This is a genomic window from Clostridium pacaense, assembly GCF_020709765.2.
Taxonomy (GTDB): Bacteria; Bacillota; Clostridia; order Lachnospirales; family Lachnospiraceae; genus Enterocloster; species Enterocloster hominis.
In genome coordinates this window covers 79,064-104,387 of the sequence record NZ_JAJFEB020000002.1, presented here as the reverse complement: position 1 = coordinate 104,387, position 25,324 = coordinate 79,064, and the positions used below count along the sequence as shown (strand labels likewise).

Below are 25,324 nucleotides of genomic sequence, written 5' to 3'. Positions count from 1 at the left end.
GTGGTGCATGCCCCCGGCTCTGCTTATCACAGGGAAAGCAGGCGTGCTGCTGACTGGCTGTCCAGGAACAGCCTCCAGTCCGGATGTGTTTTTAGGATGGTGGCCGGTACTTGCGGGCTTACCGGTTCCGTCACGGTGTGCAGGATGGCTTCGGCCTTCACATCGTGGGGGACGGCTGAGATGATATGGCAGCATGACATGATCTGTTTCACGCACATGGTTATGGCCTGCCTTGGTACGGAATCGACATCTGGGAACCATCCCTCGCCTACCTGCTGTTTCTTGCATCTCTCATCCAGATCGACTATCTTGTAGGCTTCGTCCGTATCAAAATCAGCGGGCGGATCATTGAATGCAATGTGCCCGTTTTCGCCGATCCCGATGACGCCCACGTCCACCGGCTCCTTCATAAGCTCACGGGACAGGGCGGCAATATTCCCGGCAGCATCTCCTTCGCCGTCAACAAAATAGGCTGCTTTCAGGGGAACCTTGCTGACAAAGCGCTCCTTTAAGTATTTGCGGAAGCTGGCAGGATGGCTTTCGGGAAGGGCCACGTACTCGTCCAGATGGAACATCTCTACCTGCTCCCAGGGAACGTCAAGGCCGATAAGTGCCTCCAGGGTCTCAAATTGGGAGGCCCCGGTGGACAGCACCAGCCGGGCATGGCCCTGGCGTCTGACGGCCTCATTTAAAAGATTGGCAATTGCATTGGCTGCCTGTGCCCCCAGTTCTTTGGGGGTAGAAGATACATGGATTATCATGCTCATAATATAGTTCTCCTTTATAAAAAATGTTTTGTGTTTTATTGTCTGATACCGGATACATAGATGGAAGATATACGGATATCGTCATCAAAAATAAGCAGGTCCGCTGACTTACCCGGTTCAATGCTTCCGTATGTTTCCTGGATTCCCAGGAAGGAGGCCGGGTTCAGGGAAGCCATCTTAACCGCCTCCCAGACGGGAAGGCCGGCCTCCTGCACCATCACGCGGACCAGGCGGTCCGTGGTCGCCACGCTGCCTGCAAAGCTTGTAAAGTCAGGCATATTGGCAATCCCGCCTTCAATGATGACGGGCACGCCGTTCTTCCTGGAACCCAGTAAGGATGGGCCATCCGGCATGCCTGCTCCCCGCATGCTGTCCGTTACAAGGCAGATATCCCCGTGGTTCTTGCACTTAAGGATTAACCGTAACAGCTCAGGCGGAAGATGGATCCCATCGGAAATGATCTCCACTTTCAGCTGGTCAAACAGGTATCCGCATTCAATCAGGCCCAGTATGCGGCGCCCCCGCTTCCTGGTGATGGTGGACATGGCTGAGTAGAAATGCGTAATCTGGCCATAGCCGTGTTCCATTGCTTTGACAATATCGTCAAATCCCGCATCGCTGTGCCCCATGGAGGCCTTGATTCCCCTTTTGGCAAGCTCGTCCCCAAGTTCCAGTGCGCCGGGAAGTTCCGGTGCAACAGACCACCTTACGATGTTGCCCTGGCCGCGTCTTAGGATTTCATGATAGTGCTCCGGCCTGGGATGCACCAGATACTTTGGAGGCTGTGCTCCGGCCTGGGCCGGGGAAAAATAAGGTCCTTCCAGATGGATGCCCAAAAGATGGGGCATCTGCTCCGTTACAGCCCTGGCCTGTCCATAGGATTCAAAAAAGGCAAACAGTTCTTCATCGGAACAGGTCAGCGTGGTGGGACAGATCCCGGTGGTACCATGGTTAAGATGCGCCCTGGCTGCGGTCAGTATATCTTCCATGTGTCCGTCCATGAAATCGGCGCCGCCCCCGCCGTGACAGTGGATATCGATAAATCCCGGTGACAGATACTGGCCGCCGCAGTCCACCATGGTACAGGAGTTAAGCTGCTCCCGGTCAGGCGTCCCCTTGCCGATGGATTCAATCACCCCGTCTTGCACGGATACATAGTGGTTGTCAAGTACGGTATCAGGAAGGACAATCCGGGCGTTTGTAAATATAAAATGCTCCATATGTGTTTCGCTCCTTTAGTCGAATTGATTCCAGAATAGAAGAAAAGCAATTAAAAGTCAATAGGTTTTGGGTAAAATATACAATAAAGTTAAAGATTTATGAGATAAAAATAGCGAAAATTTTTTCCGTATTGACATTGCATATTGCAGTGGACTATAATATGGACAACGGAAACGTTTTCGAAAACAATTTAACTTAGTTAATTTCACAACATGTGACCAATTGCTGGGGAGAAAGTGGGAAGGAATGTGGAATTATGCTGATGGAAGTAAAAAAGATAACCTTAAAGGACATAGCCCAGGCCAGCGGATATTCCCTGGTATCTGTCCACAGGGCCCTGAATAACAAGGAAGGGGTCAGCAAGGCAGTTAAGCAGGAGATCCTGAATGTTGCCAATGAGATGGGATATACTGCCAATTACGTGGCTTCAGCGCTGAAGCGGCGTCAGGTGAACCTGGCAGTGGTGCTCCCGGAGCCGGAGGAAGGCGGAAAATACTATTTCCGTTACATATGGAAGGGCTGCAGGGTATACGAGGCAGAAGAGGAAGGATACAACATGAATGTGATGAACTACACATTCAGTGTTGACGGAGACTCCGGGGACAGGGAGCAGGTGGAAATCTTAAGGAACCTGTATGAGGAGTGGGGAGGCCAGCTGGACGGTCTTCTGACAGCGCCTAATATCAACAGCTCCAGGATGGAATGCCTGTTAAGCCAGTTCACGGCAAAGGGAGTGGCCGTGGTCCTTATTGACAATGATTTTAAAGACTGCGGAAGGCTCTGCTGTGTGGCGCCCAACGACACCTATACCGGACAGCTGGCAGCAGAACTTATGAACATGGTACTCAAAGGACAGAAGGGCACCATCCTTGTTGCGGCGGGAGACGAAGGTTCCCTGTCCCATAAGATGAATGCGGCTGGTTTTGAGGATTATTTCAGGAAGAATAACGCGGACATCACGGTGAGATGCATACAGGATTTATACCGGGCAGAAGCCAATAAGCAGCAGATGCTGGCATGCTTCAGGGAAGATGAAAGCATTATCGGCGCATACTCCGTAAGGGCCAGGAACACCATCCCGCTGTGTGAGGCGGCGATTGCGTCAGGAAGGATCCAGGAGCTGTTCCTGGTGGGAAGCGACTTATTCCCGGAAAGCGCGCAGATGCTCAGTGACGGGATCCTGAAAGCCATTGTCTATAAGGGACCGTATCAGAAGGGGTATCAGGGATATAAAACCTTGTTTGAATACCTGATTAAAGGAATACCTCCCAAGGGCGAAGCCATCAGCGTACCCATATCCATCATTTTACAGAACAATATAAAATTTTATGAAGAATTTATCTAATGAGGAGGAAAAGGTAGATGAAGAAAGCGATATCCGTAATACTATCATGTGCAATGGTGATGTCCATGACAGCGTGTGGAGGAGGCGCGGCCAAACCGGCAGAGACAGCTGCCACCACGGCCCAGGCCGCTGCACCTGAAACATCCGGTGAAAAAGAGGAAGCTGCCAGTGAAAAGGAAGAGGGTTCAGAGGCAGCCGGACAGGACATGGGGGAAGAGCTGCATTTTAAATTGGCAGAGAACCAGCCCGATGGCAACCCGGTCACGGAGGGCATGAAAATGTTTGCCGAGCTGGCCAAGGAATATACAGGCGGTACCGTTAATATTGACGTGTATCCCAACGCCGCCCTGTGCGATGAGGCTTCCTCCATTGACCAGGTACAGATGGGGACACTGGATTTCTCCCGCGTGAATACAAATACAATGGCTCCTGTCATTGATATATTCGGCGTATTTGCAATGCCTTATCTGTTCTCCAGCACGGAACAGAAGTATAAGGCCCTGGACGGTGAAGCCGGTGAGGCGGTACTGTCAACATTGAGCGATTATAACATGGTTGGCCTTGACTATTACGAGGCTGGTTCCAGATGCTTTTACACGGTTAGTAAGCCCGTACGGTCCGTGGCTGACTTAAAGGGCATGAAGTTCCGCGTACAGCCCACGGAAGTGGCGATTTCCATGGTGCAGGCCCTGGGCGCAGAGGCGACCCCGATGGAATACGGCGAGGTGTTCCAGGGACTTCAGACCGGTATTGTGGACGGAGCTGAGAATGACTTTGTAAGCTACTTTACCTCCGGACATTACGAAGTGGCAAAGTATTACAGCCTGGACGGACATATGGCTCCGCCGGCCCTGTTAATCTGCAGCCAGGCTGCATGGGATAAGATGTCAGAACCGCAGAGGGAAGGCGTCATCAAGGCTTCGAAGGAAGCAGCCAAGTGGCAGCGCCAGGCCATGCAGGATTTCCAGGAGGAATCCAGGGCCAAGTGTGAGGAGGCCGGATGTGAGATCATCGAGGTTGACGTAAAAGAGTTCCAGGATGCAGTGGCTTCCGTTTACGATGAGTATCCACAGTATAAAGAGGTTGTGGATATGGTCCGTGCTGCACAGTAACCACAGCAATAACAGAGGAAGAATAACATGGGGCAGCCTTATGTCTGCCCCGTATTTTATCAATCATTGAGGAGGAAACGACCCTATGGGTAAGATAAAGAAGGGCCTGGGCTATGTTGTGGCCGTGGAACAGTATGTCTGCTGCGCGCTGCTGGTTGTGATGCTGGCCATCTGTTTTGTGGCGGTTGTCATGCGTTATGCATTCAACAGCCCCATTGTATGGTCGGAGGAAGTGATTCTGACCTGTCTGATATGGTTTGGATTCATGTGCATTTCCATCGGCATTTACAGGGATGACCATATCGCCATAGAAGGCGTCTTTAACAAGCTTCCGCCTTCGGTCAGGAAGGCATTGACTGTTTTCAGGCATGTTCTATTGATGGTATTCTGCATGTTCATGACCTACTATGGATGGAAGATTTTCAAGATTAATCTGCAAAAACGCCTTCCTGCAACACACTGGTCCCAGGGGCTGCAGTATTTTCCCATGGTGTTCAGCGGCGTCCTCATGACTGTCTACAGCATTGTGAACCTGATAGAAACCCTGATTCCATATAAGAAGGAGGAAACGGTAGAATGAGTGAAGTTGCAATCGGCACAATCATGTTATTTGCGGCATTGGCCATCCTTATGATCATCCGTATTCCCATTGCCTTTTCCCTGGCTATTTCAGCCATGATTACGGCAACTTATCTGGGAATCCCCTACTTTAACCTGTTCCAGAAAATGTCGGTGAGCCTGATCAGCTTTACCTTCATCGCCGTGCCCTTCTTCATCATGATGGCCCAGGTAATGACCGACGGGGAGATTACCAAAAAGCTGATGGCTTTCTGTAATATCATTGTGGGAAGGGTCAGGGGCGGCACGGCAATCGTGAACATCCTGGTGAGCATGCTGTTTGGAGGCATATCCGGCTCCTCGGCAGCAGACGTATCCTCCATCGGGGCCATGCTGATTCCGGCCATGATAGATGAGGGGTATGATGTGGATTACAGCGTTGCCGTTACCGTCACATCCTCTGTTGAGGGCGTCATCATCCCTCCCAGCCAGAACATGCTGTTCTATGCCCTTGCATCGGCCAGCGGCATTTCCATCAGCACGCTGTTAATCTGCGGTTATGTCCCGGGCATCCTTCTGACACTGGGATTGATGATTCCGGCCTATGCCATTGCCATGCAGAAGAAGTATCCTTTGGGCGAGAAGCATTCCCTGAAAGAAAATGTGAAGATTGTCACGGAGGCAGTCCTGGGTCTTGGGGCAATCGTAATCGTAATCGCAGGAACGTCCTTTGGCGTGTGTTCAGCCACGGAGGCAGCGGCAGTGGCGGCGGTCTATGCCCTGGTCATCACCGTGGTGGCATACAGGAACATGACCGTGAAAAAGTACATTGAGGGTCTTAAGAAATGTCTTCCTACCATGACCATGGCAATGGCAATCATATCGGCCTCAGGCGCATTCAGTTATGTGATGTCTTATCTGAAGGTTCCGCAGAACCTTACCACATGGCTGCTTTCCCTGACTTCCGACAAGATACTGCTGACCCTGCTCCTGCTGGTCATGATGCTGATACTGGGCTGCTTCATGGACATGGGAATCCTGATCCTTCTTACGACGCCGATCCTGTATCCCATTGCAACCGGGGTTTTAGGGTTTAATCCATATCACTTCGGCGTTGTACTGGTGCTTGCCTATGGAATCGGGCTGTGTACGCCTCCGGTGGGGACATCGCTGTTCATAGGCTGTTCCATTGCCAAGACCCCGGTGGAAAAGGTGGTAAAGGGATTCATGCCCTTCTACCTGTCCATGGTGATCATGCTGCTCCTGCTCACGTTCATTCCCGCGCTTTCACTGGGGCTGCCGCGGCTGTTGGGGTTATTATGATGAAGAATATATTATGTTATGGCGACAGCAATACATTCGGCACGGATCCCGTGCACGGCGGCCGTCATCCCTGGGATGTGCGGTGGACGGGAGTGCTTGGGCAGCTGCTGGGGCCGGGATACAATATCATAGAAGAGGGATGCGGAGGAAGGACCACTGTCTTTGACGATGAACTTTCCTATGGAAGAAACGGGCTTAAGATGCTGGTTCCCTGTATCGCCAGCCATAATCCCCTGGATTTAATCATCCTTTCCCTTGGAACCAATGATTTGAAACACCGGTTCCAGGCCACGGCCTGGGATTTGGGAAGGGCAATGGGGCAGGTTATCGATGGAATCAGGACATTTCCCTTTGAACCTGTCTACCCAAGACCGCAGATCCTGGTAGTCTCGCCCGTATTCATTAAGGAGGGGATTGAGGACAGTATGTATGGCTGCTTTACCAAAGAAGCAGCGGAAATGTCCCACGTATTTGCCAGGGAATACAGACAGGTGTGCAGTGAAAAGGGCTGTCACTTCTTTGATGCCGCCTCCGTGGCCCAGGCCAGCGATGAGGACAAGCTTCATATGACGGCGGCGGAGCATGGAAAACTGGCGGAGGCACTGGCGTCGGTGGTGAAAGGGTGTCTGGCGGATGGGAACGGTTTGTGAGGGCTGAAGCGGGCGGAATGCCCGGAAATAAATAGGATGTTAAGGCGCGTTTGAAAATTGTTTTCCTGAATCCTGTCCCCAGTACTGGCAGGATTCAGGAAATGGGGATATCTTACGGGGAATCTGAATGGATTTTCCCGGCGGATATCCCCTTGTTTTTTGCTTTACGGTAAGAATCCATTTCCACACATGAATCCCTTCTTTTTTTGCACCCTTGCAATCCTGAAATCCTGCACATGGGTCTGCACCCTTGCAATCCTTCCCCTGGAATTATGATTTTAAATATGGTATGATAAGAGACGGGCAGAAAGACAAGATTGCTGTTAATAAGATTGCCTTTAATAAGATTGCTGTTAATAAGATTTCGGTCAGTAAAAAAATACGATGCGGGGAGAACATAAGATGCGCTACGAATATACCTACAGGAATAATGGCCCGGAGCTGTGGCAGCTTTCCATGTATTACACATATGGCTCCATGGTGGGGGTATGTAATATTATATTTACAGTGGCAGTAATGGCGCTGGCTGTTTCCAGATGGAACGATGCAGGCATCATGATGCGGTGTATGATGGTGCTGGGATGTCTTTTATTTACCGTAATCCAGCCGGTCATGGTCTATGGAAGGGCAGTGAGGCGGGCTAATGCAGTCACAAGGGATACCAAGGTCTGCTTTGATGACAGCGGCATCCATGTGACATATGGGGACGAGAGTTCTGATATGAAATGGGAGACAATAAAGAGGGTGTCTAAGAAGCCTACCATGATTATTGTTTTTTCGGATACGACCCATGGCTTCGTGCTGACAAACAGGGTTCTTGGAAGCGGACGGGAAGCATTTTATGAATATGTTGCCTCAAAGGTAAATAAGGGCTGAGGATTTTGCTGCGGCCCGGGGGGCATTTGTAAATTGCTTTCCGTCAGATGTGCGGACGGCGGGAATGGATTTTCAGACACGGCCCTGGGAAAACAGATTGGGAAAAGGAGAAGTGTGCAGCGTGAAAAAGAAAACAAGGGCAGTGGTAGTATGCGGGCTGGCGTTTTTGATGTGTATTGCCACTGCCTGCCACAGCAGGACAGAGCGGGAGAAGGCCCAGGCCAATGTGCCGGAATTTGTCCTGACCTATGCGGAAAACCAGGCTGAGGATTACCCTACCACCCAGGGCGCGTACAAGTTTGCGGAACTGGTGTATGAGCGGACCGGGGGCAAGATTGAGATTCAGGTCAATGCAGGCGGTGTCCTTGGGGATGAAAAGACGGTAATTGAACAGCTGCAGTTTGGTGGCGTTGATTTTGCCAGGGTATCCCTTTCACCGCTGGCTGAATTCGTGCCTAAGCTGAATGTGCTTCAGATGCCGTATCTGTATACAAGCAGGGAACATATGTGGAAGGTCCTGGAGGGAAGTATCGGGGATGATTTCATGAATTCCTTTGGCGGCTCCCATCTGGTGGCCCTGTCCTGGTATGATGCGGGCGCCAGGAACTTTTACAGCGCGGCAAAGCCCATTGAATCCCTGGAGGATATGAAGGGGCTGAACATCCGTGTCCAGGAATCTGAACTGATGATGGATACCATTGAGGCGCTGGGGGCCACCCCTGTGCCCACTGCATTTGGGGAAGTATATTCCGGGCTTCAGACCGGTAAGATAGACGGGGCTGAGAATAACTGGCCTTCCTATGAATCCACCAGGCACTACGAGGTGGCTAAATATTATACCCTGGATGAGCATACGCGCGTACCCGAACTGCAGCTGGCGGCCCAGCCCACATGGGATAAGCTTTCCCCGGAGTACAGAAGCATCATCAAAGAGTGCGCGCTGGAGTCGGCGAAGTATGAGAGACAGCTGTGGGCTGCCAGGGAGAAGATTTCAGAGAACTTCGTGAGGAATGCCGGCTGTGTGGTGACAGAGCTGACACCCGGGGAAAAGGCGAGGTTCCAGGAAGCGGTTGCCCCCATGTATGAAAAGTACTGTTCGGATTATGTAGATATCATAAACGCTATCATGGAAGCAGGAAAAGCCATGTCTGCCCATTGAATGATTTCAGATGGGAGACATGGTTTTTTTTTGTAATGTATTGGAATTATTCCATGCGCTGCAGCATTTCACTGCCCAGTGTCCTGAACACCTGACAGTATCGTCGGAAGCCGTCCTGTCCGATGATATAGATATTAGGCATGTAGGACATCCTTTTCCTGGCATATGCAATCCGTTCCAGTCCGTTGTCAATGGAAGTGTGGTTACTTAATGCCACATCTGCCTTCACTGTCCTTGCTGTTTCCATAAAATAATCCAGGGATTTAAGGTATTGTCCTACCCCCTCCCTTGTCCATGGCGGTGTGGCGCCTCCCCATAAGGCCGCCATATGGGGCTGGCTGTCTTCCGTTACGGGAAAAAGATAGCTCAGGCATCCCGGGGTATGCCCTGGTGTGCCGCAGACATATATGGTCTTGTTTCCCAGGGTGACGGTATCCTTGTCCTGAATGTAGTAATCAATCCTGTAATCTTTCCAGGTTTCCGGGCGGTCTGGTTTGGCCGGGTGCTCCTGCCAGAAGATATCATCTGTTTCTGACAGATATGTTTTGAGATGGTACCTGTCCGCCAGCCACCGGCCGCAGCCCGTGTGGTCCACGTGTCCGTGGGTCAGCAGTAGTTTCCTTACCGGGCATCCGCCCCATCCCGCATCCCTGATGGCATTGACAATTGCATCAAATGCCTGTTTTGACGGCCAGATTGCATCTATTATAATCAGTCCGTCCGTGGTCCATAGTACAAAACAGCTGGTTTCCCTCTGGGAAACAATCAGAAGGTCATCAAAAATCATGGCGTGGGTGAAAAAGGACATGTCTTCCATGGCCCTTATTGTTTCCTGTGTAACCAGTGGTGTGTTTAATCGGTTCATTTTATATTCTCCTCTGCGCAAATACTTGGTTGTAGGGCTGCACAGAGGATTATCGGTTTTTGGCAGGCATTTTTATAATGGTATCCATTATGTCTCCTTTCCTTGCGGTATGGCAGTCTATAGGGGATATGACAGCTTCAGGCCACGGCATTCCTTATACGGAAGCCATGGCCTGATGATTCGTCCATATGATACTTTAGCTGACAGGCACCACAAGGACATCGCTGGACTCGCTGGTTGGTGATGCCGGCTGTGTACCTTGGGTGGGCAACGGGCTTGGGGATTGTGTCGGTGCGGTATCCCCTCCTGGTCCGGCGGGCGCATTGGTGGCCTGGGTGGGTGACGGCGACAATGTGTTGGCCGCAGTGGTTTCCGGAGCTTTTGTGGTTTCCGGGGCTTTGGTGGTTTCCGGGGCCTTAGTGGTTTCCTTGGCGGCTTTTGTGGTTTCCTTGGCAGCCTTAGTGGTTTCCTTGGCGGCCTTGGTGGTTTCCTTGGCAGCCTTAGTGGTTTCCTTGGCGGCTTTTGTAGTTTCCTTGGCGGCCTTAGTGGTTTCTTTGGCAGCCTTGGTGGTTTCCTTGGCGGAACTGCCTGCCTTGGAGGTGCTGCCGGAAGAACCGCTGCCGGAACCGCCTGTTTCGGATGAAAAATCATTGTCGCGGCTGCTGGTATCAATGCCCTCGGTGTGGCTGGTGAAGGAGGCTTTGAATGTATTGCCGGCGTAATCTTCTATGTAGACGGTCAGTGAGGAGGTATCCATGGGGAACGTGATGGTCCCGCTTGTACCTGTGGCCCCGGTGCTGCCAGTGTCCTTGGTGACGTTCACTGGCTTTACCGTCTGGTCATTTTCATCTGTTGCATAGGCTGTATCAAAGTTGACGCCGGACTGGCTGTCACTTACATTGATGGTCAGCCGGCCGCCTTCCATTACATAATCTTCTTCATTGATGGTGGGCGGTGCATCGTCCAGGGTTGCAACATGGTCGTATATACGGTTAGACATCCCGTTCCAGCCGATCACATATATTTCCAGGGTGCCGTTGTCTTCCAGGGTGGCCTTATATACTCCTTTTTCCTTGACCATTTCCAGGGGTTTTGTCTCCAGGCTTACGGTCATCTCCTTTATGGGAAGCAGGGAACGGACCTTGACGGTCAGGTCGACTGTCTTATAATCCTGGGTATCGGATACCGTATATTCAATCTTTGGCGTTGAGACAGCCAGGAAAAGGATGATCAGGTTCAGGACAATGAAGGGAAGAACGAAGCAAACCAGGTTGAACAGGGTCCGGTTGTCCTTCCAGGAACGTTTATTGTAAGTGTTGCGTTTGTTGCTGCGGTTTCTTTGTCCGCCGTAGGAGCCGGATGAACGCTCGCTGCGGGGAGCCGAATATGATGAATGACGATTCATGGAAAATCCTCCTTAAAGTATAAGCACCGAAAAATACTTTTATAGCATATCAGAAAATGTCTTTTCTTACAAGGTGAAGTTGGAAAATGCCAAAGATTGCACAACGCTCTTCAAAATAACGGCTGATTATGGTATGATAGGTGTAGTCCTGCCGGTTCAGGACACAGTATCCACAAAATAAAATATGCCGTCACAAAAGGAGCAGAACCCATGATAGGAGAAGCAGCTGTATTTGCCGAAAGGGCACACAGGGGGGTATTCAGGAAGGGGACGGACATTCCCTACATAACACATCCCATGGAAGCAGCAGTGATTGTATCCGCATTTACGGATGATGAAGAGATGATTGCAGCTGCATTGCTGCATGATGTGATGGAGGATGCCGGGGTTACGCGGGGAGAGCTGGAGCAGGCTTTTGGTCCCAGGGTTGCCTGGCTGGTGATGGATGAAAGCGAAGATAAGAGAAAGACCTGGCAGGAGAGGAAGAGCTATACGGTCCGCCATCTCATGACTGCCTCCAGGGAGATTAAGATACTGGCTTTGGGGGACAAGCTCAGCAATATGCGCAGCACTGCCAGGGATTACCTGGTTTTGGGCGATGACATATGGCAGCGTTTTAACGAGAAGGATAAGAGAAAGCATGCGTGGTATTACTGGGGAATTGCCCATGCATTGAAGGAACTGGAGAGTCACGTATATTATCAGGAATATATCATGCTGTGCAGGAATGTATTCGGTGAAGATGTATACGTGCAGGAATAAAAGATTCCCGGTAATTTGAATTGGTAAGGAGATTATCCATGAAAAGAATTGGAAGGTTTTGTAGATTAACGGCTGCCATACTGACAGCCGGAATTATTTTCAGCACGCAGGGGCTGACCGCAATCGCAGGCACCACGGGCATCGGGTCCGCCAGGTCGGAACAGACAGGTCCCGGCGTGGCAGGACAGACAGGAGGCCAGAACCAGGCAGGGCAGGCGGAAGGCCAGGTCACGGCAGGGCAGACGGAGGGCCAGGCCACGGCAGGGCAGGCGGAAGGCCAGGCCACGGCAGGGCAGACGGAGGGCCAGGAACAGGCGCCGCCCACGCAGCCGGAAAACCCGCTGCAGGTCAATTACAGTGCCTTTATAGTACAGCAGGGCTGGAGCGCGGCTACGGCGGACAATCATCCCTGTGCGGCCGGGGCAGGCTCCTGGGTAACTGCCATGAGAGCCAATCTGATTAATATACCCCAGGGTGCGCAGGTAGGAATCCGGTATCAGGTTAACCTGAGCGGTTCCGGCTGGCTGCCCTGGTCCGAAGACGGGGCAGAGGCAGGGGGCGCAGACAGCGTCATGCCCCTTGAATCCATCCGCATGGAACTGACCGGAAGCGCGGCAGCTGATTATGACTTATATTACCGGGTGCTTCAGAACGGGTCATGGACGGACTGGGCTGCCAACGGCAGTGCCTCGGGTGTGGAAGGGGCGGGACTCAGGGTAGATGGTATCCGCGCCTCCATCACAGCCAAAGGGGCAGGTCTTCCGGCAGAACCGGTGCTGACGCCCGGAATATCGTCTTCCATTGACCCCTCAAGGCCCATGATAGCGCTTACCTTTGACGATGGGCCTAAGACATCGGTTACCAGCAGGATTTTGGACAGCCTGGAGGCCAATGGGGGAAGGGCCACCTTCTTCATGGTGGGTTCCAATGTGAATGCCAATGCAGGCGTAATCAAACGTATGGTGGCACAGGGCAGTGAGGTGGCAAACCATACACATGACCACAAATACATTTCTAAGCTGAATGCAGAGGGTATCATCAGCCAGATAGGTTCCACCAACCAGAAGATTGAAGCCATATGCGGTGTCTCACCGGTGCTGATGCGTCCTCCGGGCGGTTATATCGATGCCAGGTCCCTGTCCGTGGTGGGCAATATGGGGATGTCGGCCATCATGTGGTCCATTGATACAAGGGACTGGCAGCACAGGAATGCGCAGAGGACCATTGATACGGTACTGAGTCAGGTAAGGGACGGGGATATTATCCTGATGCATGATATTTACAGCACCACGGCAGACGCGGCAGTGGTACTGATTCCTGAACTGACCGCAAGGGGCTACCAGCTTGTGACGGTCAGTGAACTGGCTGCCTACAGGGGCGGGGCTGCTCCGGGACACAAGTACAGCCAGTTCAGGTAGAAGGATATTGAATGGGATATGAACATTTGACAGAGCATATACGGACATAATCATGGGCCGCTGCCCTACAGTCAGGAATGGATTCACAGACTGTAGGGCAGCGGCCCTTTTATGCCTTCATATTAATATGGACTATCAACCTAAGAAGCGCATCCACCGCACCCGCTGCATCCGCTTCCAGGCTCCCTGGCAGTTCCAAAGACCTGTTCATGGAGGCGTCTTCCGGTGGGAGTGGCGGCAAGTCCGCCTTCCGCTGTTTCCTTAAGGGAGGAGGACATGGCGTCCCCAACCTTCTTCATGGTCCAGATGACCTCGTCCGCCGGGATGGCGCTTTCAATGCCTGCCAGCGCCAGTTCAGCTGCCACAAAGGCCCCGGCCACGCCGGAGGCATTGCGCTTGATGCATGGTATTTCCACTAATCCGGCCACAGGGTCGCATACCAGTCCAAGAATATTCTTGATGGCAATGGCGATGGCATGTTCCACCATGTGGGGAGTACCTCCGGCCAGTTCCACAATGGCAGCGGCAGCCATGGCGGCGGCAGAGCCGCACTCGGCCTGACATCCGCCCTGGGCGCCTGCCAGGGATGCGTTGTTGGCAATGACCATGCCCACGGCAGAGGCTGTAAACAGGGACATGACGCAGTCCCTTTCAGGAATATTCTTTTCCGCCTGCATGGTGAGGAGGGCTGCTGGAAGGATGCCGCAGCTGCCTGCGGTGGGAGCCGCCACAATACGGCCCATGGAGGCATTCAGCTCTGAAACAGCCAGTGCGCGGTACAGTGCGCCTGAAAGAAAGGAGCCGGTAAGGCTTGTGCCGCTTTCTGCAACCTGGCGCATCTTATAGGCGCTGCCGCCTGTAAGCCCGCTGGTACTGCGCAGGTCTTTATTAGATCCTGGTTCAATGCATTCAGCCATGACCCGGTAATTGCTTCTCATGTGTTCATATATGGATTCCTCACTCTGTTCCATCTGCAGGGCCTGTTGGTTCAACACAAGCCGGGAGATGGGAATCCCGCCCAGTTCTGCGGCAGCCACGACCCCGGCCACGGAAGAGTAATTAAAATCTAGTTCCATCGTAAGATTCCTCCTTATTGTTAGATGGGCTGCAGCATGGTACTGGAGAAGACATTGGGCAGTACCTTGATTTTCTGGTTCAGTTCCGGGCCAAAGCTGCCGTCGATTTCAATGGTCATCACTGCATCCCCGCCTTTTTGCTGCCTGGACAGACGGAAATTACAGATGTTGACCCCTGCTTCCGCCATGACCTCGGTTACGGCTGCAATGGTGCCCGGCGCATCGCGGTGGAGCACGATCAGGGTGGTATGCTGGCCCGTGATGGATACCTCCATGCCGTTGACCTCTGTCACCAGGATGTTGCCGCCGCCTATGCTGCTGCCTAAAAGGGATACCCTGTTGCCATTGGCATCCGTCAGGGCCACCCTGGCCGTATTGGGATGGGCGCCGTCAATGTCGCCCGTGGTTATGGTTACCTCAAGCCCCTGTTCCCTTGCAAGCTCAGGCGCCCTGCGTATGCGGCTGTCATCCGTGGACATGCCCATGATGCCTGCAATCAGCGCCTTATCGGTTCCATGCCCTTTATATGTCTTGGCAAATGATCCGTGGAGGAAAATGTCTGCCTTTACGGCGGGCGCTCCCAAAAGCGCCAGCGTGATACGGCCGATCCTGGCGGCCCCTGCGGTGTGGGAGCTGGACGGGCCAATCATCACAGGCCCGAGGATATCAAAAACGTTCATGGTTTTTCGCCTTTCTTTATGACTTTTTTCATGAAATTATAAGCCTTGTACCTGTCTTACGGATTTTCTCCTCCATCAGCGGGGTGATGCCCCCATCGGTGATGATGGTGTCAATCTCCTCAAATGGGCATATTTTAATCAGGCTGGCTTTGCCGAACTTGGAGGAATCCGCCAGGACAATGGTCCGGCTGGCAGACTGATGCAGCTGGTTTTGAATCCGTATCTCACTGAGCCGCTGGTCCGTACAGCCCACCACCGGGTCAATGCCCGTGACCGTCATAAACATGATATCTATGTGTATGCTTTCCAGCGTGGCGGAAAAGTCATTGACCAGTGTATATTCATCCCGGTTTAAGACCCCGCCCGTAAGGATGATGGTAATTCCTGGATTCTCAGCCAGAATCAGGGCGTTCTGGATGGAATTAGTAACCACGGTCAGTCTGTGGAAACGTTCCTTGAGGGTCAGCGCCATCATCTGGCTGGTGCTTCCATAATCCAATGCAATAATCTGTCCCTCCTCCACCATGGACGCCGCCTTTGCCGTGATGGCTGATTTCTGCTCCAGGTGCTGGGAATTACGGATCTGCAGGGAAATGTATCCTCCGGGCATATCCGGCGTTGTTCCTATATCAACGGGCACGGCTCCCCCGTGCACCCTGGACAGACGTCCCTGGTTGTCCAGGTATTCAAGGTCTTTGCGTACTGTCTCAGATGATACCCCCATTAGTTTTACCAGTTCGGCTGTATGTACAATCCCATCTTTATCTAAAAGTTCCAGAATCTTGTTATAGCGCTGCTTCGCCAGCATGAATGATTGCCCTCCCTTCCGATGTCATCCTTCTGATGCCATGTTTTGCGTTGATGCACAGTTCTTATATTATACCCCAATTTCCCAATTTAGAAAAGAGAATATACAATGATTCCCAATAAAAACCCAGCCGGGACCTTGCGGACGCCCATAAAAGATGTTGTGAAAACTTGTGAATTATTGAGAATATATTCATTATAACGGAGGAAAACCCAATTTTATAGATGCTAAATGCACAAAAAACCAACAAAAATTTTGTTATAATTGCGAAAAAATTTGATATTATTGCGAAAATACTTGAAAACCCAATAAAAAGCAGATATACTAAGTCTGTAGCAAAATTACATGACCTCGCTGGGAACGAGTGTACCGTTGGCGCTTATGGCAGGAATGTCCATGCTGCGCAGAATCAGGTATATATGACGAAAGGAGATTTAATGATATGAGTAATGAGACAAGGGCAAAGATTGTGAAGGCAGCCCCAAACCGCTGGCTGGTGTTCTGTATCCTCACACTTTCAGGAGGAATTGCATTTAAGCTTTCATCCATGAAGGATATGTTCTATGTACCTATGCAGCAGTTCATGGGTCTTTCCAATACCCAGATAGGCGGCGCCCTGAGCGCATACGGAATCGTACAGACCATCGGCCTGATAGCAGGTATCTACATCTGCGATATGTTCAGTAAGAAATACATGATAGGCGGATCACTGATCGGACTTGGCGCCGTGGGTGTATACCTGTCTACTTTCCCCGGATACTGGGGCTTCCTGGTGGCATTCGGCGTCATGGCCATCTTGGGAGAGGTTACATACTGGCCCGTATTATTAAAAGCAATCCGCCTGCTGGGCGATGAGAAGACCCAGGGCCGTATGTTCGGTTTTCTTGAAATGGGGCGCGGTATCGTAGACGTAATCATAGCGTCCACGGCCCTTGCCATCTTTAAGGCAATGGGAGAGGGCGCAGGCGCATTAAGGGGCGGCCTCCTGTTCTTATCCGCTGTCACCGCGGCAGCAGGCGTGCTCTGCCTGATATTTGTTCCCAACGATGAAAAGCGTGTGGATGAGACAGGCAAGGAAGTCAACAAGGCACAGGCTGCATTCGGCGGCATGATGCAGGCTGTTAAGAGTGTGGATATTTGGGCTGTTTCATTGAACGGATTTACGGTATACTGTATATACTGTGGACTTACTTATTTCATACCATTCCTGAACCAGATTTATTTCCTGCCTGCAACTGCGGTCGGTATGTATGGAATCATCAACCAGTATGGCCTTAAGATGGTAGGCGGCCCAATCGGCGGCTTCATGTCCGATAAAGTCCACAAATCATCTGCCAAGCATATAAGGGCTGGGTTCGTGGTATGTATTATTGCAATGGCGGCATTCCTCATGGTGCCTCATGAGACACTGGGACAGAACGGAAGCTGGATTCTGGGAGCAGCCTGTACACTTGGCTTTGGCGCTATCGTATTTACCATGCGCGCCGTGTTCTTTGCACCCATGGACGAGGTCAGGGTTCCGAAGGAAATCACCGGCGCAGCCATGAGCCTTGCCTCCCTGGTCATCTATCTGCCGAATGCATTTGCCTATGTAATGTACGGCAGCTTCCTTGACAGGTATCCGGGTATGGCTGGTTTCAGGATTGTATTTGGTGTCATGATTGCCTGGGCTGTTGTGGGCGTGGGCGTATCCACATTCTTAATCCACCGCATCAAGAAGTGCCAGGCAGCGGACAATGCAAAGTAAGAATCAGAAGGACGGTATGATAGTATGAAAGAATATAATGGTTTTAAGAACTGCGGCAGCTGGTATAAGGGAAATATCCACAGCCATACCACGGTATCGGACGGCATGCTTACCCCGGAGCAGTCTGTAAAGCTGTATAAGGAAAACGGATATCATTTCCTTTGTTTTTCAGAACATGACATATTCACGGATTACAGGGAGCAGTTTAACACGGAAAACTTCATCATAGTGCCTGCCGTGGAAAGCAGCGTTGTGCTGTATCGGGCCAAAGGAACCAATGAGCGTTATAAGATACACCATCTCCACGGCATCCTTGGGACCCAGGCCATGCAGGACGCGGCGCCTCTTGGGACCTATAAGCATATGCAGTATATCCCGCCCATGAAGTTCTTTGGGGAGTGGACCGGGCCAAAGGCTGCCCAGGAGGTGGCGGATATGCTCAGGGACCATGGATGCGTGACAACATATAACCATCCTATCTGGAGCAGGGTGACAGAGGAAGAGTTCATATATACGGAGGGTGTCAGCTCCCTGGAAATCTATAACTTTAATACGGTCCAGGAATCCAACACAGGATATGATGTGACCTACTGGGACAGGATGCTGCGCATGGGCAGGCGGATTAATGGCTTTGCCAGCGACGACAATCATAACGAGGGCCTTTTCGAAGATTCATGCGGCGGCTGGATCTGTGTCCAGGCACCGGACCTGAGCCATGACAGCATTGTACAGAACTTTATTGACGGTAATTACTATTCCTCTTCCGGACCGGAAATCCATGACTGGGGTGTAAGGGATGGGAAGGTGTGGATTGACACATCCGCTGTGAACCATGTAAACTTTGTATGTGGGAATATCATCAATGACGGGACCACGGTCCTGGGGGAGCGGTTTAAGGATACGCTCAGCCACGCGGAATATCCACTGAAAGGCCATGAAACCTATGTGCGTGTGGAGGCAGTGGACCGGTACGGACGTACTGCGTGGACAAATCCCATTTATCTGGAATGGTAGATGGTACGTAATGGTAGACAGTACGTAATGGTAGATGGTACGTAAAGGAGGAAAGGAAGAATGAAAGAATTTCAGGCGATTCTTACGGCCTTTGATGACTGGCTTTGGGGCAACTGGCTGCTGTTCGTGCTTCTGGGTGTCGGTATTTTGTATACAGTCATTACAGGGGGAATCCAGGTACGGCGTTTTGGATACATAATCAGGAAGACCGTGTGGGAGCCAATCCGTTCCAAGAATAAGGAATCCAAAGAGTCTGGAACCATTTCTTCTTTTCAGGCCCTGTGTACCGCGGTGGCGTCCTGTGTGGGAAGCGGCAATATCGTGGGCGTATCCACTGCCGTGCTGGCCGGAGGCATGGGTGCCATATTCTGGATGTGGGTTGCTGCCTTCGTGGGCATGGCAACCAAGTACGGGGAGATTATCCTGGGCATGCTGTACCGGGAAAAGAACGAAGAGGGCAACTATGTGGGCGGCCCCATGTATTATATAAAGAAGGGGCTGCACACTCCCTGGCTGGCCACGCTCTGCGCCTTTTTCATGGTGACCCAGATCATAGGAGGCAACTTCATCCAGTCCAATACCATAAGCGGTGTGATGAAGGAAAACTTCGGCGTTCCTTATCTGACGACCGGTATTGTGCTTGTCCTTCTTATCTTCGTCATAACCCTGGGCGGGCTTAAGCGGCTGGCCCATGTGGCCCAGACCCTGGTTCCGTCCATGGCCCTGATATATGTGGTGGGCGGTCTTGTGATCATCCTTGCCAACATTACCAAGGTGCCGGGGGTATTTGCGGACATTTTTGCCGGGGCATTCGGCCTGAGGGCCATGGCGGGGGGTGCCATGGGTTCCATGCTGATTGCAATGCAGAAGGGGGTGGCCCGCGGCCTCTATTCCAATGAAGCAGGTGAAGGCTCGGCTCCTGTCATCCACTCAGCCGCACAGGTGAACCACCCGGTTGAGCAGGGAATCACAGGCGTGGCCGAAGTATTTCTGGATACATTTGTCATCTGCACCATTACAGGATTGATTTTAGGGGTGACCGGGGTTCTGGATTCCGGGGCGCCGGGGAATGTGCTGGCAATCAATGCATTTGCAAGCGTGTGGGAACCGCTGCGGTATGTGGTGGCCCTCTGCCTGCTGCTTTTCTCTTCCACAACCCTTATGAGCCAGTGGTACTTTGGCTTTGTGGGCCTGAATTATATATTCGGGAGCAAGGTGGCGGGAAAGTTTAAATACGTTTTCCCGTGCTTCTGTATTGTTGGGGCATTGGCTGAAATCGAGCTGGTATGGGTAATCCAGGATATTGCCCTGGGACTGCTTACGATTCCAAACCTGATTGCCATGGTGGTGCTTGCGCCGCAGGTGAGGAAGGCTACGAAGGAGTATTTTTCAAAAGGATAGTTAAATATTGTTTATAGAAGGAAACAGGACGGTTGAATGCCAAATTATGATTCAACCGTCTTTTTGTGTGTAAATCTGCTAACTATTTTTTGGGTACCAGCCAATGTATATAGATATTATACAAAAAATATGATTGATACTATAATTTCTGTATATGGAGCGCGCGTTACTAAAAGAGAAGGGAAAAGAAACAATGAAAAGCAAAGACATGCAATACTATATTAAGTCCGTTATCGGGCTTGTGATAATGTTTGGATTTGGCCAGCTTCCTCCTATTGGACCGCTGACACCGCTGGGGATGCGGATTGTGGGGCTTTTTGTGGGTTTAGTCTTTTTGCTGTGTACGGTAGATATTGTATGGCCGAGTATGCTGGGGATGATTGGTCTTGGGCTCACAGGATACTGTTCTGTGGGTGAGGCGATTTCTTCCGGATTCGGCAGTGAGATGGTCTGGATGATGCTGATACTTCTTGTGCTTGCGGCAGGAATCAGCAACAGCGGGCTGGGGGAAATACTGGCACGGTGGTTTATTACAAGAAAGGCATTGCAGAGCAGGACAATGCTGTTTACCTTTGTCTACATAGTGTCCTTCGGTATCTGTTCCCTGCTGGTGGCATCCTTTACATCTGTGATTCTGGCATGGTCCATCTTTTATAACATTGCGGACATGGCAGGATATAAGAAGGGGGAGCGTTACAGTACCATATTCATCATAGGATGCTTCTTATCCTGCATCATGTATGAAGGGCTGTTTGCTTTCCGGAGCTGGTGGATGGTGCTTGCATCCACGTTCAGGGATATGACGGGTTACCACATCAACTATGTGACGTATTTCATTATCAGCTTTACAATTGTGACACTGGTAATTCTTCTGCTTGTCCTGTCCATGAAATATGTGTTCAAATGTGATTTTGATAAGCTTGCCTTGGTGGATGTAAGCGCGCTGGAGAATAAGGACATGAAACTGAACTTCAGGCATAAGACATTATTTACCTGCTTTGCAATGATTGTCACATACGCATTTGTCACGATTATCTGTCCGCCAGAGTGGCCGGTAATTGCATTTTTAAATAACATATCCCTTGGGGGCTGGTTTGCAATCGTACTCTGCGTTTCCATGATTGTACGGTGGGAGGGGAAACCTATCCTGGACTTCCCGTCCATGGCTGCAGAGGGAATCAACTGGAACATCATCATGATGTGTGCATCCCTGATTCCCATTGCAAAAGCGGTTACATCAGATGCCACAGGCGTGAAGGAACTTCTGACCAATATCCTTTCACCGGTCCTGTCTGGGATGAACCCAATCGTATTCATCATTACAATCATCGTAATCATGATGATCCTGACAAATGTGGGCAGCAACATGGCAACGGGAATCGTACTTATGACAGTCATCATCCCGTTTGTGCAGGATTATTATTTCTCACCGGCCCTGGTCGGAATGATGATCATCTTCATTGCTACAATGGGATTCATCCTTCCCGGTTCATCCGGAATGGCTCCGTATCTGTATGCTAATAAATGGATAGAAGTAAAGGATATTTATAAATATGGGCTGTACTGGTGCTTATTGTTCTTAATCGTGTCAATATCGGTCTATATAATTGCCAGCTTCATTGTTTAAAGTAAATCCTGGTGCTCCAACCAGCCGGAAACCATACGATATGGAGCACTAGATGGAACTGAAGAAACTGCGGATTTTCTGCATCAGGAGGGTTTCTGAAATACTCAGTTTGGAAGAGATGTCATATATCATGAATACATCCAGATCCGTCTCAAAGTCGACGATATCTATGACTGCAAGTTCATGTTCCACGGACCATGGAGTCAGGCAGGCGGCAATGCTTGGGGCAACCATGATGGTATCCGGGTGTTCCAGGAGTACGGACTTGGCAATCTCAAGATTGGGCAGGACCGTAAAGTGGGGAAACCGGTGGAGAAGCTGACCCACCATCTTATCCTGCGCACCGGGATATGTGTGGGTGAGCAGCAGGTGGCGGTCAATGACCTCCTCCAGGGTGACATGGCTTCTGGATGCAAGGTCGGATGCAGCAGAAACAAAGAGGCAGAATTTATCGGAATATAGATGCTCCCTGCACAGGTGCTCATTTTTAAAGGCAATGGATGGGAAGGGGTCGTCCCGCATGGCTGCGCTGACAACGATATTGGCGGTTTGGTTTTTAATGAATTTTTCCGTATCTTCATAGCTTACCTGATATATATGGAGATGGGCGTGGAGATGCTGTTCAACCCAGTGCTGCATAAGGTAATGGGACAGGGCTTTGGTGCCGGCAGGAAAGACACCGAGGTTGATGATCTGGTTCTGGGTATTGCTTGCAGAGAAAAGATAATGAAGTTCATCATTTTTAAGCAGGATGTCCTTAATCAGCTCAATGGCCCGGGCGCCATCCTCTGTGAGCAGGATGCCTTTGTTGGTGCGCTTGAAAATCTGGATGTTCAATTCCTGTTCCAGGGAGTTGACAATGGTGCTTAAACCGGTCTGGCTGATATAGAGCTTTTTCGCCGCGGTGGAAATGGATTTATACTTGGCCACTTCAACAATAAACTGTAAATGTTCAATACGCATGATAACACCTCAAATTATCTCAAAAGGAGAACAAAAATATGAAAAAATATACACAGATTATAGCAGATTACCTGTCTGAACTCAAGTATGAAAACATACCTGAGGAAGTCATTGAAAGGGCGAAGCTGGTTACTTTACATACCATCGGCGCAGCGATTGCGGCTATGAAGACCCAGGCCGGAAGGAATATCATCGATGTTGCCAGGACCCTGGGAAGCGGAGGCAGGGAAGCCACCATCATCGGCGATGGTTCCATTGTCAGCCTGGGCAATGCGGTCCTTGCAAGCGGAACCCTGGCAGACCTGTTGGACTGGGAGGACTGCAGTTTTACAGGGCATCCTTCTGCAGGCGCGGTACCCACGGGACTGGCAGTGGCAGAGGCATACCACAAAAGCGGAAAGGATTACCTGACGGCGCTGGTGGGCGGTTATGACGTATACCAGAGAATCGCCATGGCAGTACAGCCATCACCTAAGCGTTTTGAGCAGGGCTGGGGACTGCATTGCTGGCAGATTTTTGCTCCCGCTTCCGTGGCAGGCAAACTCATCGGCATCAAGGGTGAAAAGATGAACCAGCTTCTGGGGGCCGCAGGGCATATGACTCCGATTGCCATTAATTTAATCCACTCCTCCTTCAGCGATTTCTATCATTATACACATGGCCTTACGGCCCAGTCCGCAGTGGAATGTGCGCTGATTACGGAAAAGGGGATTTCTACGCTGATGGGCATCCTGGAAGAGGATACCGGATATTATTTTGGCGTTTCCGACCAGTGTGACTGGGATTGGTTTGACAAAGAACTGGGCAGCAGATATATGATTATGGATCTTATGCTGAAGAACTGGCCGGTAAATATGTGGATCCAGACCCCGATGGATATGATCCATTCCATCGTGACTAAGAATGATGTTGACCCGGATAAGATTAAACTGATTGAAATCTCACCCTTTATCCCAAACCGCAGCGAGGACAGCCCGGCAGATGGGTATGATTCCATGGTGGCTGCACAGTTCAGCATACCGTTCTGCATGGCCATGTATTTGAAGGGACCCAAGGTGGGGACCGCCTGGCTGGAAGAGGAATATTTAAAGGACCCGGAAATCTTAAAGATGGCATCCAAGGTAAAGGGGATTGGGGAGAAATCCTTAATCAGCAGCAACTTTGCTAAATTCCAGGAAGGTTCTTATCCATCCTACGCCATGAGGGTGACCATGGAAGACGGCACTGTCTATGAGGAAGCAATCCAGTTCCCCAAAGGACATCCGCAGAACCCATATACAAGACAGGAGTGCATCGACTGCTTCAAGCTTGCCACAGGCGGTTTGATGAGTGAAGAAAAGCAGGATGTGCTGTGCGATTACATCCTGAATGAACTGGAACATGTTGAGGACATGGCGGAAATCGGAAGATATCTGACTGTATAAGAAAATATATGGGCGGATGTGATGTCCGCCCACATGTATATCGGAGGTAAGGAAAATGGTGAAGAATATTACGGTAATCGGCGGCGGTTCCACAGGCCATGCAGCGGCCGCATACCTGACAGGTAAAGGATTTGCAGTGACATTATGTGATAATGGGAACTTCAGGCAGGAACTGGATGACGTGAGGGAGTCCGGCGGAATCCTCTTAAGGGGAATGGCGGGAAGGGGAGTCTATAATCCTGCCAATGTAACCCATGACTTTAAGGAAGCAGCCGAGAGCGCGGAACTGATTATGATATGTGTTCCCGCGGTCAGGCATGGGGAGGTGGCGGAACAGATTGCGCCTTACTTAAAGGCCGGGCAGAGTATCCTGATCATTCCCGGGAACCTTGGGTCCTTTACCTTCAGGAATGTTTTTAAGGCCCATGATGTGCCGGAGGATGTACTGATTGCAGAGATGGAAGGGAACCTGTGCCCATGCAGGCTGAATCCCCCGGCAGAGGTTACCGTGGGACTGCCAATCCGCGCAAAGAAAATTGCCGCGCTGCCAGGCAGGAACACAGAAGAATTTATAAAGAGGAATGAAGGCGTATTGGAGTTTATCGCAAATCAGAATGTCCTGGTGGGGGCCATGATTTCCGACAATTATGTAAATCATATCGGGACCACACTCCTGGCATCCAGCACCGTGGATGCCATGGGAGATGATTTCATCTTATTCCAGCACGGGATTACCAAGTACTCAATCCGTTGTGTGGAGGCAATCCGCCAGGAGAGGATTAAACTCCTTGCTTACTTTGGCCTGGAAGAGCGGTTTTCAGCCACTGGGTTCTTCGAGGATCTGGTGGACTGGAAAAACCATCCGGAATACTCCGTGTTCCGTACCTTAAAAGGGCCTGACAGTCTGCAGCACCGCTATGTGGAGGAGGACTCCCTGGCCTGCGCGTCCATGGCGCTGTCCTGTGCGGAGCGGGTGGGCATTGATATGCCGGTACTTAAATCCGTGCTGACACTGGCATCCACTGTAAATGGAAGACAGTACTACGAGGAAGGAAGGACACTGAAGAACGTGGGCTTTGGTAATGACATGACAATGGAACAGATTCTTGAGGAATTGAATTAA

General features: G+C 50.9%; 23 protein-coding genes. 15 read left to right on the top strand and 8 right to left on the bottom strand.

Going from position 1 to position 25,324, the window contains the following annotated elements; all coding sequences use genetic code 11:
* Positions 1-26: 26 nt before the first annotated feature.
* The gene (locus tag LK536_RS34070) at positions 27-767 is read right to left on the bottom strand and encodes a glucosamine-6-phosphate deaminase (protein WP_227794559.1); all 741 of its coding nucleotides are present in this window, start codon (positions 765-767) and stop codon (positions 27-29) included.
* Between the two features lie 35 nt (positions 768-802).
* Positions 803-1,987: an N-acetylglucosamine-6-phosphate deacetylase gene (gene nagA, locus LK536_RS34065; protein WP_008723956.1), complete on the bottom strand. Its 1,185-nt coding sequence runs from the start codon at positions 1,985-1,987 to the stop codon at positions 803-805.
* Positions 1,988-2,244: 257 nt separating this feature from the next.
* Between nagA and LK536_RS34060 the strand changes: the two genes are divergently transcribed.
* The 7 genes from LK536_RS34060 (at position 2,245) to LK536_RS34030 (ending at position 9,011) form a co-directional block, all read left to right on the top strand.
* On the top strand, positions 2,245-3,333 hold the full coding sequence (locus tag LK536_RS34060; RefSeq protein WP_120056506.1) for a substrate-binding domain-containing protein: 1,089 nt from the start codon (positions 2,245-2,247) through the stop codon (positions 3,331-3,333).
* Between the two features lie 17 nt (positions 3,334-3,350).
* Entirely contained in the window at positions 3,351-4,445 is a 1,095-nt protein-coding gene (locus tag LK536_RS34055; RefSeq protein WP_040382088.1) for a TRAP transporter substrate-binding protein, read from the top strand.
* An 85-nt stretch (positions 4,446-4,530) separates the two neighbouring features.
* Positions 4,531-5,025 carry a TRAP transporter small permease gene (locus tag LK536_RS34050; RefSeq protein WP_025484297.1) on the top strand — a complete coding sequence of 165 codons (495 nt, stop codon included), beginning with the start codon at positions 4,531-4,533 and terminating at the stop codon, positions 5,023-5,025.
* A complete protein-coding gene (locus tag LK536_RS34045) occupies positions 5,022-6,326 on the top strand; it encodes a TRAP transporter large permease (RefSeq protein ID WP_025484296.1) in 1,305 nt (434 codons plus the stop codon). The genes LK536_RS34050 and LK536_RS34045 overlap by 4 nt, the downstream gene beginning before the upstream one ends.
* Positions 6,326-6,976: a GDSL-type esterase/lipase family protein gene (locus LK536_RS34040; RefSeq protein WP_506092079.1), complete on the top strand. Its 651-nt coding sequence runs from the start codon at positions 6,326-6,328 to the stop codon at positions 6,974-6,976. The genes LK536_RS34045 and LK536_RS34040 overlap by 1 nt, the downstream gene beginning before the upstream one ends.
* A 402-nt stretch (positions 6,977-7,378) precedes the next feature.
* A complete protein-coding gene (locus LK536_RS34035) occupies positions 7,379-7,852 on the top strand; it encodes a YcxB family protein (protein ID WP_008723969.1) in 474 nt (157 codons plus the stop codon).
* A 121-nt stretch (positions 7,853-7,973) separates the two neighbouring features.
* Positions 7,974-9,011 carry a TRAP transporter substrate-binding protein gene (locus LK536_RS34030; protein WP_025484294.1) on the top strand — a complete coding sequence of 346 codons (1,038 nt, stop codon included), beginning with the start codon at positions 7,974-7,976 and terminating at the stop codon, positions 9,009-9,011.
* 46 nt (positions 9,012-9,057) lie between these two features.
* Here the strand turns inward: LK536_RS34030 and LK536_RS34025 are convergent, their stop codons facing one another.
* A complete protein-coding gene (locus LK536_RS34025; RefSeq protein WP_025484292.1) occupies positions 9,058-9,876 on the bottom strand; it encodes an MBL fold metallo-hydrolase in 819 nt (272 codons plus the stop codon).
* Positions 9,877-10,072: 196 nt separating this feature from the next.
* Positions 10,073-11,281, bottom strand: a complete 1,209-nt coding sequence (locus tag LK536_RS34020; protein ID WP_227794557.1) for a hypothetical protein — start codon at positions 11,279-11,281, stop codon at positions 10,073-10,075.
* A 210-nt stretch (positions 11,282-11,491) separates the two neighbouring features.
* Here LK536_RS34020 and LK536_RS34015 point away from each other — a divergent pair, with 210 nt between their 5' ends.
* Positions 11,492-12,043, top strand: coding sequence for an HD domain-containing protein (locus tag LK536_RS34015; protein WP_008723977.1), 552 nt, complete (start codon positions 11,492-11,494; stop codon positions 12,041-12,043).
* A 38-nt stretch (positions 12,044-12,081) separates the two neighbouring features.
* On the top strand, positions 12,082-13,461 hold the full coding sequence (locus LK536_RS34010; protein ID WP_227794556.1) for a polysaccharide deacetylase family protein: 1,380 nt from the start codon (positions 12,082-12,084) through the stop codon (positions 13,459-13,461).
* Between the two features lie 140 nt (positions 13,462-13,601).
* Here the strand turns inward: LK536_RS34010 and sdaAA are convergent, their stop codons facing one another.
* Genes sdaAA through LK536_RS33995 form a run of 3 tightly spaced genes read right to left on the bottom strand, consistent with a single transcriptional unit; the run spans position 13,602 to position 16,025 of the window.
* On the bottom strand, positions 13,602-14,537 hold the full coding sequence (sdaAA, locus tag LK536_RS34005) for an L-serine ammonia-lyase, iron-sulfur-dependent, subunit alpha (protein ID WP_227794555.1): 936 nt from the start codon (positions 14,535-14,537) through the stop codon (positions 13,602-13,604).
* 20 nt (positions 14,538-14,557) lie between these two features.
* Positions 14,558-15,217 (bottom strand): L-serine ammonia-lyase, iron-sulfur-dependent subunit beta, encoded by a 660-nt coding sequence (gene sdaAB, locus LK536_RS34000; protein ID WP_025484288.1) that lies wholly within the window; start codon positions 15,215-15,217, stop codon positions 14,558-14,560.
* 28 nt (positions 15,218-15,245) lie between these two features.
* Positions 15,246-16,025, bottom strand: coding sequence for a DeoR/GlpR family DNA-binding transcription regulator (locus tag LK536_RS33995; protein WP_008723985.1), 780 nt, complete (start codon positions 16,023-16,025; stop codon positions 15,246-15,248).
* Between the two features lie 442 nt (positions 16,026-16,467).
* Here LK536_RS33995 and LK536_RS33990 point away from each other — a divergent pair, with 442 nt between their 5' ends.
* From LK536_RS33990 to LK536_RS33975, 4 genes are all read left to right on the top strand, one after another.
* Positions 16,468-17,772, top strand: coding sequence for an MFS transporter (locus tag LK536_RS33990; protein ID WP_227794554.1), 1,305 nt, complete (start codon positions 16,468-16,470; stop codon positions 17,770-17,772).
* A gap of 24 nt (positions 17,773-17,796) precedes the next feature.
* Positions 17,797-18,786: a PHP domain-containing protein gene (locus LK536_RS33985; RefSeq protein WP_008723995.1), complete on the top strand. Its 990-nt coding sequence runs from the start codon at positions 17,797-17,799 to the stop codon at positions 18,784-18,786.
* 60 nt (positions 18,787-18,846) lie between these two features.
* Complete coding sequence (locus LK536_RS33980) at positions 18,847-20,187, top strand: alanine/glycine:cation symporter family protein (RefSeq protein ID WP_227794553.1); 1,341 nt, start codon at positions 18,847-18,849, stop codon at positions 20,185-20,187.
* A 193-nt stretch (positions 20,188-20,380) separates the two neighbouring features.
* Positions 20,381-21,814 carry an SLC13 family permease gene (locus LK536_RS33975; protein ID WP_227794552.1) on the top strand — a complete coding sequence of 478 codons (1,434 nt, stop codon included), beginning with the start codon at positions 20,381-20,383 and terminating at the stop codon, positions 21,812-21,814.
* Positions 21,815-21,862: 48 nt separating this feature from the next.
* On the opposite strand, the gene LK536_RS33970 is transcribed toward LK536_RS33975, so the two are convergent.
* Positions 21,863-22,777: a LysR family transcriptional regulator gene (locus LK536_RS33970; protein WP_227794551.1), complete on the bottom strand. Its 915-nt coding sequence runs from the start codon at positions 22,775-22,777 to the stop codon at positions 21,863-21,865.
* Between the two features lie 38 nt (positions 22,778-22,815).
* Between LK536_RS33970 and LK536_RS33965 the strand changes: the two genes are divergently transcribed.
* Both LK536_RS33965 and LK536_RS33960 read left to right on the top strand, forming a co-directional pair.
* The gene (locus LK536_RS33965; protein ID WP_227794550.1) at positions 22,816-24,201 is read left to right on the top strand and encodes an MmgE/PrpD family protein; all 1,386 of its coding nucleotides are present in this window, start codon (positions 22,816-22,818) and stop codon (positions 24,199-24,201) included.
* Between the two features lie 55 nt (positions 24,202-24,256).
* Complete coding sequence (locus LK536_RS33960; RefSeq protein ID WP_227794549.1) at positions 24,257-25,324, top strand: NAD/NADP octopine/nopaline dehydrogenase family protein; 1,068 nt, start codon at positions 24,257-24,259, stop codon at positions 25,322-25,324.

Bases quoted from the DNA above. Each gene is read 5' to 3' on its own strand.
- LK536_RS34070 (WP_227794559.1), bottom strand. From the start codon at position 767: ATGAGCATGATAATCCATGTATCTTCTACCCCCAAAGAACTGGGGGCA.
- nagA (WP_008723956.1), bottom strand. From the start codon at position 1,987: ATGGAGCATTTTATATTTACAAACGCCCGGATTGTCCTTCCTGATACC.
- LK536_RS34060 (WP_120056506.1), top strand. From the start codon at position 2,245: ATGCTGATGGAAGTAAAAAAGATAACCTTAAAGGACATAGCCCAGGCC.
- LK536_RS34055 (WP_040382088.1), top strand. From the start codon at position 3,351: ATGAAGAAAGCGATATCCGTAATACTATCATGTGCAATGGTGATGTCC.
- LK536_RS34050 (WP_025484297.1), top strand. From the start codon at position 4,531: ATGGGTAAGATAAAGAAGGGCCTGGGCTATGTTGTGGCCGTGGAACAG.
- LK536_RS34045 (WP_025484296.1), top strand. From the start codon at position 5,022: ATGAGTGAAGTTGCAATCGGCACAATCATGTTATTTGCGGCATTGGCC.
- LK536_RS34040 (WP_506092079.1), top strand. From the start codon at position 6,326: ATGAAGAATATATTATGTTATGGCGACAGCAATACATTCGGCACGGAT.
- LK536_RS34035 (WP_008723969.1), top strand. From the start codon at position 7,379: ATGCGCTACGAATATACCTACAGGAATAATGGCCCGGAGCTGTGGCAG.
- LK536_RS34025 (WP_025484292.1), bottom strand. From the start codon at position 9,876: ATGAACCGATTAAACACACCACTGGTTACACAGGAAACAATAAGGGCC.
- LK536_RS34020 (WP_227794557.1), bottom strand. From the start codon at position 11,281: ATGAATCGTCATTCATCATATTCGGCTCCCCGCAGCGAGCGTTCATCC.
- LK536_RS34015 (WP_008723977.1), top strand. From the start codon at position 11,492: ATGATAGGAGAAGCAGCTGTATTTGCCGAAAGGGCACACAGGGGGGTA.
- LK536_RS34010 (WP_227794556.1), top strand. From the start codon at position 12,082: ATGAAAAGAATTGGAAGGTTTTGTAGATTAACGGCTGCCATACTGACA.
- sdaAA (WP_227794555.1), bottom strand. From the start codon at position 14,537: ATGGAACTAGATTTTAATTACTCTTCCGTGGCCGGGGTCGTGGCTGCC.
- sdaAB (WP_025484288.1), bottom strand. From the start codon at position 15,217: ATGAACGTTTTTGATATCCTCGGGCCTGTGATGATTGGCCCGTCCAGC.
- LK536_RS33995 (WP_008723985.1), bottom strand. From the start codon at position 16,025: ATGCTGGCGAAGCAGCGCTATAACAAGATTCTGGAACTTTTAGATAAA.
- LK536_RS33990 (WP_227794554.1), top strand. From the start codon at position 16,468: ATGAGTAATGAGACAAGGGCAAAGATTGTGAAGGCAGCCCCAAACCGC.
- LK536_RS33985 (WP_008723995.1), top strand. From the start codon at position 17,797: ATGAAAGAATATAATGGTTTTAAGAACTGCGGCAGCTGGTATAAGGGA.
- LK536_RS33980 (WP_227794553.1), top strand. From the start codon at position 18,847: ATGAAAGAATTTCAGGCGATTCTTACGGCCTTTGATGACTGGCTTTGG.
- LK536_RS33975 (WP_227794552.1), top strand. From the start codon at position 20,381: ATGAAAAGCAAAGACATGCAATACTATATTAAGTCCGTTATCGGGCTT.
- LK536_RS33970 (WP_227794551.1), bottom strand. From the start codon at position 22,777: ATGCGTATTGAACATTTACAGTTTATTGTTGAAGTGGCCAAGTATAAA.
- LK536_RS33965 (WP_227794550.1), top strand. From the start codon at position 22,816: ATGAAAAAATATACACAGATTATAGCAGATTACCTGTCTGAACTCAAG.
- LK536_RS33960 (WP_227794549.1), top strand. From the start codon at position 24,257: ATGGTGAAGAATATTACGGTAATCGGCGGCGGTTCCACAGGCCATGCA.